We start from the raw sequence: 16596 nt of genomic DNA on the forward strand, positions 1-16596 counted from the left end.
CGGTCGCGGCGCTTGGCCGCTGGCCTGGTGCGCAAGGTACCGCGTTGGGGCCGCGAGGCAGTGCAGCCCCGGTAGCCCCGGGGGAGCGCGCGGCCCGGCCACGCGGTGTCCACGCCGGGTGAGGACAAAAGTTGATCACGACACGCTGCGCCATCTAGACCGGCAGAAGGGTATGCGTTACCGTGAGACTTGCCGTTCAAGCAAATCCCTTCGGGGAAGGTGCGCGAGCACCACATCCGAGCTGCTAACTCGGGTTCAACTTCATAAGGCGTGTGATGGACCCCCGGCCGCTAACCGGGGGTTCGCGCTTTTAATCGGTTGATGATTCCCACGCACGGTGGGTGTTGAGTTGTTGCGGACTTCGCCGACGACACAGAGAACGCCCGGCGCAGGCCCCTATTGGTGCTCAGGTGATTGCCGTGGCCGCACCTCCGATCGTCGGTGGGCTCAGCCGGGCTGGGCCGCTGGGGCCCTGCGCGTGCGGCTGTGGCTCGGCGAGGCGAGGATGCTCAGAGATCGGTCGCGGCGGAGGCGACCAGATGTCCACATGATGTGTGGAATTTTGGGGAACACGCAGCGAGACCGATGGACGGGACCGGGGCAATGCGCTACTGTGAAACCCGTTGGCGTGATGCAACAACAGCGTTCCCTTCGGGGACATGTGCGGAGCACAGAGAGTCGAGTTCGCCGCTCACTCTCACTAAGCCCTCGGAATCCACCTCGGAAGCCGAGGGTTTCCGCGTCTAGGGGTCCTAGTTGTGCCGCGCCCTATGTAGTTGGCTGGGTCGGCCCCCGTGGCGGGAGCCGTGGCGTGGCTTACATCGCCAGCGGCATAACCTCCCTGTGGATGGCGCGGGTCAGATCGGGGCGCCCCATGTGCGCACAGATCAGGTCCGAGAGGTAGGTGCATCGATCCGTGCCCTGTTCGGCCGCGGCACGTTCGACGACGTGGCGCACCGCAGGCGGTATGCGCACGGTGATGCGGCGAAGTTGGTTGCCGTCGCCCTCGGCGCTTTCGTGGTGAGCGATCGGCGGCGCCAACAGAGTGTCTTGATGCAGGTGTCGCATCAGGTCTGCCCGCCCGGCGTGATAGCAGATCACGTCGGCCAAAAACGCTCCGCGGTCGATGCCACGCGCGGCCGCGGCGTGTTCGACCAGGGCATGCACGGCGAGGGGTAACCGGGCTGGGGTGGTGTCACGCGGCCCTAGGGAGCGGCGTCCAGGTTTTCCGTTGGCCATGAGTCGCATCATGCCGCCGATTCCAGAAACCGGGGCGGGGGACACGCCGCAGAGCGTTCAGAAAATTGTTTCACCGCCCGATGTAGGTAGCAGTGGTGGCGCGATTTGCCGCTGAAGTTCTATCGTCCGGGGCTATGACGACGTCATGGGCGCAATCTGCGGTGCAAGAACTGGTAGGTGGTATCGCGCAGCTTCTCGGCGAACCGGCCCCTCACGTGCCTGCTGTGCCGCCACTGGCCGGCACCGGTCTTGCGGAATTGACGGACACCGATGGCGACATCTAGCGCCGCCGCGGCGGTCAGCGCTGCGGCGGTAGGAACGCCGGAGGTGCGCGATGGCCACTGAAGGTCAGGTGGTCGACGCAATCAACCACATCCTCAAGTATCACCCTCAGTGGCGCGGCCACCTCAACGACGACGATTACCGCCGCCTCAACGAGATCCTGCACACCCAACAGACCGATCCGACGCACTGGGCCAATCGGGTGAACTCCTATGTCCCGGATACCTTGATCGGTGCGCTGCGCAATCAGTGGCCGACCCTGTTTAAGGGACCTGAGTTCGCCGACCCGCCGCCACCCGCAGCGCCTGCTGGGCCGCCGCCGGGCACCGGGCCTGCCGGTGTGCCGGGGAGTCAACCGGCGCCGGGTCCGGGTGCTCCTGCACCTGCGGCACCAGACATTTCCGGTGCGGCCGCAGACGCAGCGACTCGTCTTGATTCCGCGTTAGCGAAAAACCGTACGGCGCTCAATGCCGCCGACGACGAACTGGCCGACGCGGTGTTGCGGGCTCACGCTACCAGCGAGGCGGGCAAGGCCAAGTTGCAGGAACTGCAGCAGTCGATCATCGACGAAGTCAAGAAGCTCGGGGACACCTTGGACACTCCGGCCGGTCAACAGCAGCTTGCGGATTTCCTCAAGAACAAGACCGCCCAGATTCTTCTGGTCGTCAAAAACGCCAACCTGGACGCGCAATCTCAGGCGGCGATTCTGGACGGTTTGACTCACCGCTACGACGCGGTGGCCGGCGAGGGTAAGACTCCGCCGACACCCGCACCGGACGGTACCGGTCCGGGTGCGCCGCCGAGCGCAGCGCCGGCAGCCGCGGCCGGCGCGACACCCTCGTTGGGCGGTGAAGGCGCCGCGGGCGGCGATCCCGCGCTCTCAGCGATGGGGTCTGACCCGCTGCTGTCCGGACTCGGCGCGCTTGCCCCGGCGATGGGCGCCCTGGGTGGTCTGCCCGGATCGCTGGGTTCCATGATGCCGATGGGCGGTGGTGGCGGCGGACTTCCCTTGGGTGAGTTGGGGTCTGGACTGGGCGCAGCACTGCATGACGCCGGCCTCGGCGGCCGCGACCGCGACCGCGATAAGCTCGACGATCGCGAAGGCGCCGACCCTCTCAAAGATCCGGCTACGGGCAAGCCGGGTGAGGCCACGTCGGCCAGACCCGCCGGTGCGCACGGCGATCAGCCCGAGCCCGCCGCTGCGGGCGCCGGCGGCGGGACGACCGCGCCGGCAGCAGCCCCCGGCCAGGCCCCAGTAGCTCCCGCCGCCACGACATCGGTGACACTGCCGGACGGCACACAGCGCGTTGTCAGCAGCGCCGCACTGGCCAAGGCCGGAGGCGATGTCCTCAAAGGCACCGCCATCGACGAAGCGTTTCCGGCCTCCGGAATTAAACTGGCCCCGCTCGGATCACCGGTGACCACTCCGGTCGCACCCGGACGCCTGGAATTCGGAGACATCGGTGAATACAACGACCACCGCGTCATGGCACTGGGTGCCAACAAAGTCTGGGCCAACGGCCAGGTGGTCCCCCTCGAGCAGCTGCAGACCGGACCCAACTTCCTAGGGTGGCGGCACCTGACACTGCCCGCCGCCGCTAGCCCAACCCAGCCCACACTGACCGCAACAACCGCCCCACCCCCGTGATCAGCAGTTATAACCGGAACCGAATCAACAGCAAAGGAGTAGCGTTATGGCCGTGAATGACCAGGCATTACAGGCCGATCCAGCCCAGCTTCTGCAATGGGCGATCTCTCACGAACAGGCCGCCGAGGCATGCGCAGCCGCCCGCGCCGAACACCCCAACACCGTGGCCGCCGCCCACTCCTGGGGACCGATGATGTATGAGTTGCGCCGCGCGACGATCGATGCGGTCAACGCGCGCGAAGCAGCACTGCAAGCCCAAGAGCAGCGCCACCGCGCCATGGCCGCGCAGTTACGCACCGGCGCAACCAAATTCGGCGCAATGAACGCCGCGAATACCGCCAATCTGACGATCGCCACCGATTAACGGAAGACGTGCAACGGGCGATGTTCGAGGCGACAGAGTGCGACACCGACGTCTTTGAGGCGTGCAGCCGCGATGGCTCCATCCGCGTCAGGGTCGGGCGCCGCGGCAACAGCCTGGGCCTCCAACTTGAGCCCGCAGCAATGCTGCTCGACGAAACCGACCTCGCGAATCGCATCATGCAGCTCAACACCCTGGCCCACCTTCGTTCCCAGCTGGCGCTGCGATTGGAGATGGAAAACAACAACGCCGAAGTCACCACGCCGCTGGCCACCGAAGACCAGGTCGAAAACTACGAAGCCTGGATCGACTTCTAACCACCCGCCGGGAAAAGGACAACGATGGCCGCCACAGCGCCGCTGCACGCCGATACCGGCGGCATCCAAGGCGCCGCCGCCCAGCTCGCCGCGGCTGCCCACGCGCTGAGCGCTGTGGCCGCCGATCCAGCGATCCACCCCCCGCTCGCCGCCGACGAAACCTCGGGAAGCGTCGCGGCGCGCCTCAGTGGACACGGCGCCATCGTGGCCTCACGCGCACGCGACGCGGTCGCCGTCTTGCACAGCGCCGCGGGCGCCATCGCACAAGCCGCCGCAGCCTACGCCAGCATGGACAGCGCCAACCAGGCAGTGGTGAGCTTGCGCGGCAATCCGTCGGCACCCACACCCACCCCCACGCCGGCCATCACCGCGGATATCCCCGTGCCCGAGATCCCGATGCTCCCGCCGGCACCACGTCCAGGTGCGGTCACCGCCGCGATCGTCGAAGCAGGCCAGCCCGATGCCGGCGCCAGCTTCCTGGCCGCCTGCCACGCCGCCTCGGCAGAATTTCGCAGCTGCGGAACGACCGCACGCGCCGCCGCGGCCACGATCGACACCCATCTCCAAGGACAAGCAGGACCGCACATCGCTGCCGCCCTGCTGCGCTTCGCAGACTGGACACACACCATGGCCGGACACACCGACGCCATCGGCCAATGGGCCAACGACCACAAGAACCGCTTCGCCCGCACTCAGCACGCGACCCCGAAAACCGTCGAGTTCAGCAACACCCAGCGCGAATTGCGGGCCGCCACAGCACAATTCGCCAGCCATCCCGGACCACACACCGCCGCAGCGGTAACACGCGCGCAGGCCGCACTGTCCTCCCTCAACCAGCGCACCACAGCAGTCGCCGCCGGATACCACTTCGGAGAACTTCCCACCGCCCCACCCGGGCCCCCGCCGGTCGTGCCGGTCGTCGGGCCCTCCGGACCCCAAGCAGGCTCACCCAACTCCCCAGCGCGACCCGCACCCGGCCAACCGGGCCCCACCGCTCCCGGCGACGGCGGCGCGGAGGATCTCGCGGGCGTTGGCGGCGACATCCTCGACGGCGACGACAGTCTCCTGATGGATCCACTCGGTGGCACCGGCGGCCAAGGCGGCCTGGCAGGCATGGGCTCGATGATGCCCACCATGCTCACCGGGGTGCTCGGAGGGATGCTCGGCGCGGTCGCCAGCATCCCGCAAAGCCTGGGCCAGCAAGCTCAAGGGCTAGCCTCTCAGGCCCTGCAGGGCATCACCGGACTCACCACTGGCCTCAACGATTCCGGCGACGACCTCGAAGACATTCCAGGCACCGGTCTTGGCGGCATCGGCTCCGGCGGCGGCGGAGCAGGCGGAGGCGGCGGCGAAACAGCGCCCGCAGCCGCGGGTCTGCCCAAGCTACCTGCCGCCACGGACAGCATGCTCGCGATGAGCGCCCCACCCCCCGTGCCACCCATGGCAGGCCTGACCGGATCACCCACCCAAGCAGCGGCCTCCGCCGCGGGCATGGGCGGCGCACCACCGATGATGATGCCCATGGGCGCCGGCGCGGGCGCCGGCGGGGCAGGCACCCGCGCGGTCAAAGACCCCGACAAGACCATTGCGGCGCCACCGCAACCAAATTCTGCACCCGTCAAAGGCGAAGCACTGCGCGCTCACACAGCTCGCGCCGACACCGCACCCAAACCCCCTCCGCCCACGCCCCGCGCGCCCGCTAAAGCAGCCCCGCGCCGCATCGAAGCACCCAAGGAAAGAGACCAGCCGTCGTGACCGTCTATGAATACGCGAGCTATCAGGCCGACGCCGAGCTGACCAATAGCGTCATCGCCCGTATCGAACGGGTCCAATCGTTGCTGACGAAGTTGACCGACGAACTCTCCGAGATCGCAGTCGACTTCGAGGGCGGCGACGGCGACATCGTTCTCACGGTCAACTATGAGGGCCAGTTGACCTCGCTCACCCTGGCCGAGGGCAGCACCAGCCGCTACACCCACGAGGGATTCCAGGACCTCTACAACAACACCCTGCACGCCGCGGTCGCCGCGGCCACCGCCGAAGCCGCAGCCCTCACCGGCGCCGAAGACGAGGAAGCCCTCAACGCCGCCCTGGCAGCGCTGGCCGACCCCGACAGTGATATCTGGACCTCTGATGTGCTTTAACTGGTGGCCTGATGTCGGCTCGCCGCTTTAAAGTGGACAGATGATGCCCAAGGGCCCTGAGCAGCCGGGCGACCCTGCTGGGGTCGACCCGCAACAGGTGTGGGCCCGACCCGGCACGGCGACACTGCCGCCGCCGACCCTGCAAGCACCGCCTGCCCCCCTGCACGCTGCACCGGCGCTGCTCGTGGATGGTCCGATCGCGCCGAGTCGCCGCCGCGTGAAGCTCACCGCGGTTCTCGTCGCGATCGCGCTACTGCTGGGGATAGCGGCGACGGTCATGAGTGCCATCAAACTGACCGCGGCCACACCGACAGCGACCACCACCACCATGACCGCGCCGCCGCCGACCTACAGCCCGCAAGAAATGGCCGCAGCACGCAAGGAAGCGTGTGAGGCCAGCTTGGTCGCGGATGGGCCGATCACCGCGGCGCAACAGCAGTTCGCGGCGACTGCGGGTGAACGGGGCTCGGACAGGTACCGGCAGATGTTGGCGAATCTGCAAACTGTGGTCATGGTGGAGACGAACTACATGCGGACCCACCTCAAGCCAGCAACACCGAAGGATGTCGCGGACGCAACCGAAGAGAACATCAACGCGTTAATCGCGATGGTGGACGCCAACACCCGCGAGGTCCCCGACGCAGAAGCAAACAAAGTGATCGAACGGGTCAACGCAGCCGGTGCGCAGCTAAACAAGATATGTGGTGACTGATGGCAACGGGCAAAGTTATTCAACTGTTTCCCGCTCAAGCAGCCGCGGCCAATCTTCAGGCGTCGGCGGCCGCGGCGGAACTTTCAGTCGGGGGAGCGACCTCGGCAGGGAGGGCGCTGTCCGGTGCGGCAAGCATGGTTGCGGCGTCTACCTGGGCGCCGGTGGGCCTGCTGTGTGGGGCCGTCAATCAGGAGACCACTCATGTCGCGGCCGCGGTGGCCTCGCGCGGGCATAAGATTTCCGGCGCCAACGAGCAGGCACTGACCGACATGTTGGACGCCGACGAACAGAACCGCCAGACGCTGACCGAAGAGCCGGGGGTCTGGACGTGACAACCTACGCAGCACCACCGCTATACGCGCCACCTGCAGGCCCACCCCCGCCGTACACACCACCAAAGCATGCGGCCTCGCGGCGCCGCGGGCGGCTCACGCTGGCTGGGGCTTGGCTGGCGGTGATCGTGTGCGGCACCGCGGCAGCGTTGAGCGGGTTTACTTTGTCGCGGCCGACTGCGCGGCCGGTGAATACCGTGATTGTCTCACCCAGCTTCAGCGCCGAGGAGATCGCGGCCGCCAAGCAGCGGGCGTGCCAGGCATGGGATTTGGCTGCAACGCGGATAGTCGCAGCGGGCGCCGATGTGGCGCACGCCCCCCGCGGATGGAACGACCCCGTCAAACGCGAAGCAATCATCACTGATGCCCGCGTAACGCTGGTCGAGACGGCCTACCTCAACTCACAAATCGGTCCTGCGACACCGCAAGAAGTAACGCAACCGATCCACGACTACCTCGTGGCGACCTACGACATTCAACACGAGACGCTGCTGCTACATGGCCGCGCGGTAGACGCTGCTATTGATCGCGCCAATGATCACACGCATCAGGTAGACGCAGTCTGCGGCCTTCCGTAATTGACCGTGACGCGCTTTTAGGACAGAGGGGGCAGGGGTGGTCAGCACGCAGGCGGCGGGAGGTTCAATCGGGCATTTGGTCGTGACCCCAGACATGGTTCCCCCGTCGCCAGAGCCGTTGGAGGCCCAAGCGACGCAATATCGTGCCGAGGCCGCTCATCTGGGCGAGCTACATCGGAGGGTGCGCACGGCCAACACGCTGCGTGAGCAATCGGCACAATCCGGCGGGTTTGACGAAGGGCATCAAGTCAATCGCCAGTGGGCGGCCGACCTGAGCCGCGCCCAGGACTTCTATGCCGGTGCTGCGACTATGTTTTCGGCCATTGCCGGTGTGTATCGCGATGTTGCTAGTCGGCAGCGCTCGATCGTGCACGCTGCCGAGCAAGAAGCGGCCGCTGCCAAGAATCCGATGCAGCAGCAGATAATTGTTAGCACGCACCACGCCCACGCCCGCGGAGTGACCGCGGCGGGAGTCGAAGCAGCCATCGCCGAGCACGGCCACTTCCAGCGACAACACGGTTCGGACTACACCGCACTAGTCGGACACGACCGCGGCATCCCCCAGCATCCCTCCCCGCCGCCACCTGGGCCGGGACACAGAGGCATCGTCAAACCCGTCGACCATGACCAACTAAAGAGGGGCGACGACGACGAGCAACCGGCTCCAAATGGACCACAGACCGCTGGAGCGAGCGGCGGACCGCACCGGCCCGAGCGGTCAATCAAATCACCCGTGGACGGTGACAACCCCTCGCCCCCAGGGCTCCAACCTTCTGGTACCTATCCCGGAGCGCCGTTGTCGCCAGCCGCGCCCTCGTCGCCGCCGGTGCGCTCAACTGGTTTGGGTGGGGGCGGCGGAATGCCTGTCGGGGGATTGGGTGGCATGCCCGCATCCGGAGGGGTGGGGGGCCTTGGATCGGGGAATCCGCTGTCGTCGTTGGCATCTGGCCTGGGGCAGGCACCCGGCGCCGGGGCGGGTGGCGGGTTGTCGTCGGGAATGCCTGCGGCGTCCGGGCTTTCAGCGCCGGCGCCTGGAATCGGACAGCCTTCAGCGGCGTTCACACAAGGTTTGGCCGCGGGATCGTCGGGCGGTGCGAGTTTCGGCGGAGTACCGCCGGCTGCCACGTCGGCGGGTGGGGGACCGGCGGCAAGCTCGGCGAATGGTGTGCCCGCTGCGGGTTTGTCCGCTGGACAGGCCGCACCGGCCTCGGCGAGTGGTGTCGGGATGTCTGGTGCTCACGTGCCGATGTCGGCCGCGGGCGCATCCGGCGGGGTGGGGGCTGCTCCACCGATGATGTTGCCGTCTCCTGGTATGGGTGCCCCGCCGGCGGCGCCGGTGTCGGCTGGGCCGCCGGCGGGTTCAGCGTCGGTAACCGCCCCCGCGGGTACTGCCAGCGGGTCGAGTGGCGGGGCGGCGCCCGCGCCGACATCGGCCGGAGTTGGTGGCGCCGGCGCGGCGCTGGTCCCGGCGCCGGTCGTCAGCGCCGGCAGTGCCCGGCCTACGCGAGTACCTAAGCAGTCCCCAGAGTTGTTGGCTGCGAAGGCTTTAGCCAGCCAACTTCGCCGCGATAGCGATGCGGCGCTCTACCCGGTGATCGATTGGGCGGTAGGAGTGTTTCGCTCTGAGTCCGGCTCAACGACCGAGACCGTGTTCGTGTCCAATGAGGGATTCGGCTACATCCCGCATGGTGTCTTCGTTCCACGGTCAGCACGGCTGTTGACGGTGGACCCGTTGGTGGATAACGCGTTTCGCGAGCGATGGTTCGGTTGGCTTGATCCGGCTCGCGTGTTGGTGGAGTACGCGCGGCTTCGCGCACCAGGTGGTGCGCGTTTGGTGGCGGCGGCGACCACCGGCAGCATTGTTGACGCTTTGCGCGAATTCGATGTCGAGCATGCATCGTGCCCGCGGGACTATAGCGAGGTGCTTCCGGCGCCGCCGGTGCTCGACGACATGCACGCGCATCGTCTCGCGGTTCAGTGCCCGCAGTTGTACCCGCGCGTCACCCGCCTCGCCGGCTGGAACGACCGCACTGTGCTGAACCAGGTGATCGTTCCCCTGGTGATGCAAATGATGGACGGTGTGCAACACGGCGGGGGCGGTGTCGACTGTCCTTTGGAGTTGCGGGCAATGTGGGATGCACTGGGCACCGGTGATGAGATCCCGCAAAAGGCGTGGGATGAGTTCACCTTGGAAGCCCGCCTCTACTACACGACGACGAGCTCGAATCCGGGGCGCGACGGCGACGCGGACACCGGTGGTCGCGCCGTGTATCAGGCTCAGTGGTTGGTCGCGCGCACGATGGAAGTTGTGGGGGGCTGGGCACATCGGCCACCTCCGCTGGCCGACATGGTTTACGCCGCGGCGGCAGCCTATCTCGGCGACTTCGCGGCCGAGCTTGAGCCCATGCTGCGGCCCCTGGAGGACGAAGCAGCCAAAGAAGCAGTCCACTGAAGGGGCACCACCCGACCTTTCGCCGATTTGGTGTAATGCACCAACAATAGGTGTAATATACCTTTATGGCTATGAACATCAAGGATGCCGAGACCGAGCAACTGGCTGCCGAACTCGCGACTCGTCTCAAGATCAATAAAACTGCGGCGATCCGCCACGCACTGCGCGCGCAACTCGCGCTCCTGGAGTCACGACATCAGGATCGACTCGGCGAGGTCATGGAGGTGCTGCGGACCGAAATCTGGCCTCTGACAGCAGGTTCCGCGCCGATCACGAAGGCGGATCGGGAAGCAATTCTGGGGTACGACGACAACGGTGTGAGCGCATGATTGTTGATTCCTCGGCCGTCGTGGCGCTAGTTCAGCGCGAGGGCGATGCTGACCGCGTCGCGGCGGCGCTGATCAGTGATCGCCAGCCGGTGATTGCGGCGCCGACGGCTACTGAGTGCCTCATCGTCTTGGTGAGTCGGTTTGGCCCGGCGGGCCGCACTTTGTATGAGCGGATCCGCGCGGAGTTCGGCATCGTGGTCGGTCAGTACGGCCCCGACCACGTTGTTGTTGCGCTGCAAGCGTTTGCGCGGTACGGAAAGGGGCGACATCCGGCGGGTCTGAACTTCGGCGATTGCATGTCATATGCGGCCGCGCGACTTAGCGGTGAACCGTTGTTGGCGGTCGGCAACGACTTCGCGCAGACAGACCTCCGTTTCGATGACGGCGTGGTTGGCTACTGGCCGCCGGTCTCGGAAGGCTGACGTGCCGAGCTTTGGTGGCGGGGTGGCGACGTTGGACGGTACGGTGCCGGTGTGCCGTTGAAGTTGGCGTCGAAGACGCAGGTGAGTGGCCATTTCTTCGTCCGGCGACGGTTGAGTTTCGCGTTGCTGCGCCGGTCGGTGTCGATGGATGTCGACCCGGTGAGTACCCAGCGGACGTGCCTGATGTTGTCTGCGGTGTTGGGCGTGGTGTTGGTGATCGGCGCTGTGGTGTACGGGTGGTTTCGGCCGGCGGGGGTGGTTGGAACGTCGGCCATTGTGGCTGACCGCAAGTTGGGCACGCTGTATGTGTCGGTAAACGGGCGGCTGCATCCGGCCTTGAATTTGGTGTCGGCACAGTTGATTGCCGGGAATCCGGATGTACCGACGTTCGTATCCTCTGAGGAGATTCAGCGCCAGCCCCTTGGTCCGACGGTCGGCATTATCGGCGCCCCGGTCGACAAGCCCCGGATCCAGTCTCCCGATATTGCGCGGTGGGCGGTGTGTGATAGCGCGTCGAGCACGCTGGGTGGTTCGCCGGTGGTAACCGGGATCGATGGCGCGTTGAGTCTGGGCCAGGAGGCGACCGAGCTCGCGCAAGATCAGGCGGTGCTGCTGTCGTATCGTCAGCGGTCCTATCTGGTTGCTGGTGGGCTGCGTATGCCGCTCGACTTGGCGGATTCTGCGGTGACGTCGGCGTTGGGGATTCACGGTGTGTCGGGCTCAGGGATGTCGCGGGCATTATTCGACGCGTTGCCGGCCAGTGGTCCGTTGGTGGTGCCGGTGGTGCCTGAGGCCGGGTCCCCGGCCCGCGTCGACGTCGGTGCCGCAGTGGTGGTCGGTGCGGTGGTGGCCAGCCAGGATGTGGCCAGCTCGACGGATCAGTTTTTTGTGGTGCTCAGCGATGGTGTGCAGCCGATCTCGCCGGTGGTCGCCGCGATGTTGCGTCAAAAGAATTCTTTTGGTCTGGCCTCGCCGCCGCGGGTGCCTCCTGATCGGTTGGCGCGGATCCCGGTCCGGCACGTTCTGGATGTGGATTATTATCCGAAATCGCCTGTGCGGATAGTTGATTCGGCAGCTCATCCGGTGACGTGTGTGGCGTGGCAGTGGGGTGTGCGGGAACGCCAAGCGCGGTTGTCGGTGGTGTCGGGACGTGGCTTACCGATCACATCGGCCCAGCATGGGCGGCTGGTCAACCTGGTGGGTGCGGGCCACGGCGGGGTTCAAGCTGATCAGGTGCTGGTCGGCGAGGACGCCTCGACGTTGGTGACGACGACGGGCAGTGCCCTGGATTCCCCGGCGCGCGAGACGATGTGGCTCATTAGCGGAACCGGGTCAAGGTACGGGATTCCTTTCGATCCAGAATGCTTCAAAGCACTGGGGTTAAGCGCTGATCAGGTGCGGCCGGCGCCGTGGTCGATGCTGCAGGTGTGGGCGGCGGGCCCGGAGCTTTCGCGTGCTGCGGCGCTGACGGTTCATGACTCGTTAGACGGGGTGGCTCCGATCGCGGTGTCGACGCCGCCGCGGTCGGGCCGGTAGGAGAGGGGCGGGCTGTGTCGACGAAACGGTTCGAGGCGGCGGCGCGGGCCAGCGCACCGGAGGTCCACGGCGGCAAAGAGCCGCTACCGGAGTGCCCGACGGCGCCACGCCGGCTGCCGTTGACGAAGGCGCAGAAGATTCTTCCGGCGGTCATGGGGCTGGCGTTTTTGGGCATGATGGCCATGATCGTTACTCAGCCCGGCTTGCGTTCGGGGCCGATGGGATTATTTTCGCTGTTCGTGCCGGTGATGATGATCGTCTCGTTTGCGGGCATTTTCATGCAAGGCCGTATGGGGGCAGGCGGGGCGGACAACAAGGTGTTGTCGGGCAGCGCCCTGTATGAGGCGCGGCGAAGCTACATGGATGAACTGGACGAAGCGCGCGAGGTGATCCAGCAGGACGCGCAGCGCCAGTTTGAGAATTTCCGGTTCTTTCATCCCGAACCGGCGCTGTTGCGGGGATTGGTTGGATCGGCGCGGATGTGGGAGCGTGAGCCCGGCGACTCGAAGTTGGGCCTCCATTTTGGTTTCGTCCGGATCGGCACGGGCAAAACGGATTTGGCGAAAAAGTTGTCGACTCACGCGTTAGGCCGATCTGCTGACTATGAGCCGGTGGCCTATCAGGCGTTGGCCAAGTTCGTCTTGGAGCAGTCGAAGGTTGATGGTATCGCAAAACCGTTGTCGCTCAATGCGCTTCCGCTGATGAACCTGGTGGGGGAGGACGACGATGAGGCGCTGTATGCGTTGGTGCGGTCGATGATTTGTCAGGTCGCGTGTTTTCACTCTCCGCAGCATATGAAGATCATGGTGGTCACCCATGATCCGAGTCGGTGGGAGTGGGTGAAGTGGCTGCCCCATTGCCAGCACGATGATCTGCTCGATACCGGTGGGTCGGCGCGCATGGTGTGGACCTCGCCGGCAGAAATGGACGCCGCAGTGGGTCTGAAATTGCACAACGAACGCAAGAATTTCGGGGTCAGTGGCGGGGTGACGGTGCCGCACTGGTTGGTATTCAACGATCAGCGCAGGGTGGATAGCGAGTGGGATGCGTTGACCCGTAAGGGTTCTGGCGGTGTTGCCGGTGTGACTTTTGTGCGGATTCTTACCCGAGAGGAGCGTCCCGGTGGCTAAAGATCTGACGCTGTATGTGTCGCAGGCTGCGGTGCGCGATGCTGAGGGTTTTTTCGCTGTCCCAGATCAGTTGGATGTGCAGTCGGCGGAAGCCTTTGCCCGCAAGATAGCGCGCTATCACGCTGCGCAGCAGCAGCATTACGCGTCGCAGAGCCAGGGTGGCTCGAAGCTGGTCGATCTGTGCGAGCTAATCGGCCATGCCGATGCGGGAAATATTGATAGCGAGCGCGCCTGGGCCGCGACCCTGGCGGGGCCGCCTTTTGCCGATGAGGAGGGCGTGTATCACTGGGGCTCGGAGTGGATGCGGTTTGTGATAGGCCGTGATCCGCTCAGCGGGCGCGCGGTGGCGTTGGATTTCAAGGAGGCCCACGAGTTCGAGGGGATGGGTCACCACATGGTGTTGGTGGGCACGACCGGCAGCGGGAAGTCGCAGTTCTTGACGACGCTGATCACCTCGGCGTGTCTGACGCATTCGCCGGATTCGCTGAACATCGCGTTTTTCGACTTTAAAGGTAGTGCGACGGCGCATCTGGTGGCGCAGTTCCCGCACATGGTCGCGAATATGCGCAATTTGCGTAATGACTCGCTGTGGATCCCTCGGATGGGTGATGTGCTGCTCGGCGAGCTGGATCGCCGCCAGGAGCTACTGGATCGGGCCGACGTCAGTGATGTCGCCGAGTATGAGTATCTACGAATCCACAAGGGCGAGAAGCGCCGTCCGATCCCACACCTGCTGGTGATCGTCGACGAGTTCACCGAGATGTTCATCGCGCATCCCGATGCCAAGCGGATCATGGACAAGGTGGGTCGCCAGGGCCGCTCGTTGGGGGTTCGGCTGCTGATGGCGTCGCAACGGTTGGGCCACGAGATGGCGCAGGGGATCATGTCCAACGTTCCAATCCGGACGGCGCTGCGCACAGTGGGAGATCAAGACTCGCGTGAACTGTTGGGCAGTGACGAAGCGAATTTCCTACCGGTCAAGCCGGCCGGTTCGGGTCTGCTGAAGGTGTCGGGATCGAAGAGACTGACGCGCTTTCAGACGGCGTTTGTCGCCAAACCTTATATTCCGCCGCGCGCGGCGGTTCCAGCCGCGGTGCGCGCGACCGCGGATTATTCCGAGCCGCAGGAATTTTCGGTTACCGGAATGGCGCCATGGGAGGAAACGGCGTCGGCGCCCGGGCCCGCTGAGCCGGCACCTCGGGCCGTCGTCGGCGCCGACGGCCGGGCTCTCAAGCAGGTTCAAGCTATCGCCGCATCCCTTGCGCGCCAGCACAATCGGCCGGTGCGCCCGATGTGGTTGCCGCCGCTGACCCCGATCGCGGTCGATGAACTGGTACGGCGGCTTCGTGGCCGCCCGTGGCATGAGGGATACGGTGTTACCGAGGATGTGTCGGCGCTGCGGTTGCCGGTGGGAATCGAAGATCAACCGTCTTATCACCGCCAATTCGTCTACGCCCCGAATTTGTCAGAGTCCAATTGCGCGGTGATCGGTGAGTCCGGATCGGGCAAAACGGTAGCCATCGCGACCATGATCGCCGGGGCCGCGTTGATGTACAGCCCGGCGCGAGTGCAGTTCTTTGTGCTGAATTTCAGCGGGCCGGATCTGAATTTGGTGCAGCATTTGCCGCACATCGGAGGGTTTGCGCGCGAGACGGACGCCGAGCGGGTCCGGCGCATCCTGGCCGAAGTGGTGGCGTTGATTGATGAGCGCGAGCAAGCCTTTGGGGCGTTGGGGTTGCGCTTGGATCGATTCCGGGCGCGCAAGTTCGGGTCGGAAAGTGGAGAGGTGCCGGCGGATTCGTTTGGTGATGTCTTCCTGGTGATCGACGGGTGGGCGATGTTCAGGGAGTCATTCGAGGCGCTGGTGCCGTCGGTGATGCGGATCTTGGCGCGTGGCCCCCGGTTTGGCGTGCATGGGATTATCTCCGCGCAGGGGTGGATTGCCAGCGGGTTTGTGTCAGGTATGAAGAATTTGTTGACCAGCAACGTCGAGCTCAAGCTCGCGTCCAATGATGAGACCAGCGAGAATAGTTCGGCCGTGGCCAAGCAGGTTCCCAAGGGCGAGAAGAGTGTTTTCGTGGAGCGCGACGACGCGGAGCCGGACTCGGTCGAGCGGGCGGAGGAAAGCCAGCAGACGGTGCGCGTGGTGGGCCGCGGCACCTCGATGGACGGGTTTCACTTCCAGACCGGGCAGCCGCAGCTAAGCATGCAGGGCCGCATCGTGGACATCGACGCCGCGACTGACTGGATTGTCGAGCAGGCCGGCGCGGACGCCTCGGCTACTCAGGTGCGTGTGCTGCCGCGCTCGATCACACTCGATGAAGTATTCCGTCAGTGGCAGGCCCGGCCGCATCGGGTGCCGGGCGAGGTTCCGTTCGGAATCTCTGAAGTGGCGCTGCTGCCGGCGGTCGCCAACTTTCGGACCTCTCCGCACTTACTGTTTACGGGTCGTCCCGAGTGCGGCTTATCCTCGGCGCTGAGCACGATCGCGCAATCGCTGATGCGGCTGTACACACCCGAACAGGCCCGCATCTACGTCATCGACCCGTATAACGACTTGCTGCAGGTCGTGGACGGGCCGCACTTGGGCGAATACGCCTTTCAGGAGGACGCCGTGCGTGCGTTGGCCAAGACTTTGGCCGCCGAGCTGGAGGTCCGCAAGCCCGCCGGCAACCTCAGTCAAGCAGAGCTTGCCGAACTGGTAGCAGGCGGTAAGAAGCGGTGGTCGGGTCCGGAGATCTTTGTGCTGGTCGACCGCGAAGAAGAGCTTCACCGCTGGGACCGCGGTGGATTCGGCGCCGATACGGGACACCCGCTGCTTCCGTTGGTGCCGCTGGTCAACCATGGCCGCGAAATCGGTTTTCACCTGGTGGTGGCGCGCCGTATCGCGCAGTGGATGCGTGCGGTGAATTCCCCGCTGGTGGGCCAGTTGTATCGCGGGAGCACACCCGGGGTGGTGATGGATGGAGATCGCGCCGACGGGGTGATTCTCGGCAACACCAAGGCGGAGGCGTTCGATCCGGGGCGCGGAGTCTATGTGACCGACACGGTGGCGGCTCCGGTGCAGATCGCGCTGCCAGCCCGCCCGTGAATTCCGCAGCGGGTGTTGATCTA

The 16596-nt window shown here is 65.5% G+C and carries 17 protein-coding genes; 15 read left to right on the forward strand and 2 right to left on the reverse strand.

Annotated features, from left to right (window positions below):
• Nucleotides 1-816: 816 nt before the first annotated feature.
• Nucleotides 817-1239, reverse strand: a complete 423-nt coding sequence (locus AC5Y6Y_RS21320) for a hypothetical protein (protein WP_301149867.1) — start codon at nt 1237-1239, stop codon at nt 817-819.
• Between the two features lie 134 nt (nt 1240-1373).
• Here AC5Y6Y_RS21320 and AC5Y6Y_RS21325 point away from each other — a divergent pair, with 134 nt between their 5' ends.
• From AC5Y6Y_RS21325 to AC5Y6Y_RS21365, 9 genes are all read left to right on the forward strand, one after another.
• Nucleotides 1374-1523 (forward strand): hypothetical protein, encoded by a 150-nt coding sequence (locus tag AC5Y6Y_RS21325; RefSeq protein WP_183155450.1) that lies wholly within the window; start codon nt 1374-1376, stop codon nt 1521-1523.
• Nucleotides 1524-1573: 50 nt separating this feature from the next.
• The gene (locus tag AC5Y6Y_RS21330) at nt 1574-3169 is read left to right on the forward strand and encodes a DUF4226 domain-containing protein (protein WP_499930232.1); all 1596 of its coding nucleotides are present in this window, start codon (nt 1574-1576) and stop codon (nt 3167-3169) included.
• Between the two features lie 46 nt (nt 3170-3215).
• Nucleotides 3216-3533, forward strand: a complete 318-nt coding sequence (locus AC5Y6Y_RS21335; protein WP_122447378.1) for a type VII secretion target — start codon at nt 3216-3218, stop codon at nt 3531-3533.
• Between the two features lie 20 nt (nt 3534-3553).
• Nucleotides 3554-3847, forward strand: coding sequence for a DUF2694 domain-containing protein (locus AC5Y6Y_RS21340; RefSeq protein WP_122447379.1), 294 nt, complete (start codon nt 3554-3556; stop codon nt 3845-3847).
• A 24-nt stretch (nt 3848-3871) separates the two neighbouring features.
• Complete coding sequence (locus tag AC5Y6Y_RS21345; protein ID WP_499930233.1) at nt 3872-5602, forward strand: hypothetical protein; 1731 nt, start codon at nt 3872-3874, stop codon at nt 5600-5602.
• Nucleotides 5599-5991: a YbaB/EbfC family nucleoid-associated protein gene (locus tag AC5Y6Y_RS21350; protein ID WP_499930234.1), complete on the forward strand. Its 393-nt coding sequence runs from the start codon at nt 5599-5601 to the stop codon at nt 5989-5991. The genes AC5Y6Y_RS21345 and AC5Y6Y_RS21350 overlap by 4 nt, the downstream gene beginning before the upstream one ends.
• A gap of 184 nt (nt 5992-6175) precedes the next feature.
• Nucleotides 6176-6703 carry a hypothetical protein gene (locus AC5Y6Y_RS21355; protein ID WP_499930235.1) on the forward strand — a complete coding sequence of 176 codons (528 nt, stop codon included), beginning with the start codon at nt 6176-6178 and terminating at the stop codon, nt 6701-6703.
• Entirely contained in the window at nt 6703-7035 is a 333-nt protein-coding gene (locus AC5Y6Y_RS21360; protein ID WP_122447382.1) for a hypothetical protein, read from the forward strand. Before AC5Y6Y_RS21355 ends, AC5Y6Y_RS21360 begins: the two co-directional genes overlap by 1 nt.
• A gap of 188 nt (nt 7036-7223) precedes the next feature.
• Entirely contained in the window at nt 7224-7613 is a 390-nt protein-coding gene (locus AC5Y6Y_RS21365; RefSeq protein WP_136623059.1) for a hypothetical protein, read from the forward strand.
• A 169-nt stretch (nt 7614-7782) separates the two neighbouring features.
• Here the strand turns inward: AC5Y6Y_RS21365 and AC5Y6Y_RS21370 are convergent, their stop codons facing one another.
• The gene (locus AC5Y6Y_RS21370; protein ID WP_122447384.1) at nt 7783-8130 is read right to left on the reverse strand and encodes a hypothetical protein; all 348 of its coding nucleotides are present in this window, start codon (nt 8128-8130) and stop codon (nt 7783-7785) included.
• A gap of 1011 nt (nt 8131-9141) precedes the next feature.
• Here AC5Y6Y_RS21370 and AC5Y6Y_RS21375 point away from each other — a divergent pair.
• From AC5Y6Y_RS21375 to eccCb, 6 genes are all read left to right on the forward strand, one after another.
• A complete protein-coding gene (locus AC5Y6Y_RS21375) occupies nt 9142-10065 on the forward strand; it encodes an EspK C-terminal domain-containing protein (RefSeq protein WP_499930236.1) in 924 nt (307 codons plus the stop codon).
• 65 nt (nt 10066-10130) lie between these two features.
• On the forward strand, nt 10131-10394 hold the full coding sequence (locus AC5Y6Y_RS21380; protein WP_499930237.1) for a type II toxin-antitoxin system VapB family antitoxin: 264 nt from the start codon (nt 10131-10133) through the stop codon (nt 10392-10394).
• Nucleotides 10391-10816 (forward strand): type II toxin-antitoxin system VapC family toxin, encoded by a 426-nt coding sequence (locus tag AC5Y6Y_RS21385; RefSeq protein WP_499930238.1) that lies wholly within the window; start codon nt 10391-10393, stop codon nt 10814-10816. Before AC5Y6Y_RS21380 ends, AC5Y6Y_RS21385 begins: the two co-directional genes overlap by 4 nt.
• Nucleotides 10817-10867: 51 nt before the next feature.
• Complete coding sequence (eccB, locus tag AC5Y6Y_RS21390) at nt 10868-12352, forward strand: type VII secretion protein EccB (protein WP_499930239.1); 1485 nt, start codon at nt 10868-10870, stop codon at nt 12350-12352.
• Between the two features lie 14 nt (nt 12353-12366).
• A complete protein-coding gene (locus AC5Y6Y_RS21395; RefSeq protein WP_499930240.1) occupies nt 12367-13482 on the forward strand; it encodes a hypothetical protein in 1116 nt (371 codons plus the stop codon).
• A complete protein-coding gene (eccCb, locus tag AC5Y6Y_RS21400; protein WP_499930241.1) occupies nt 13475-16573 on the forward strand; it encodes a type VII secretion protein EccCb in 3099 nt (1032 codons plus the stop codon). Before AC5Y6Y_RS21395 ends, eccCb begins: the two co-directional genes overlap by 8 nt.
• Nucleotides 16574-16596 lie beyond the last annotated feature (23 nt).

It is taken from the genome of Mycobacterium sp. NGS24 (assembly GCF_059813065.1).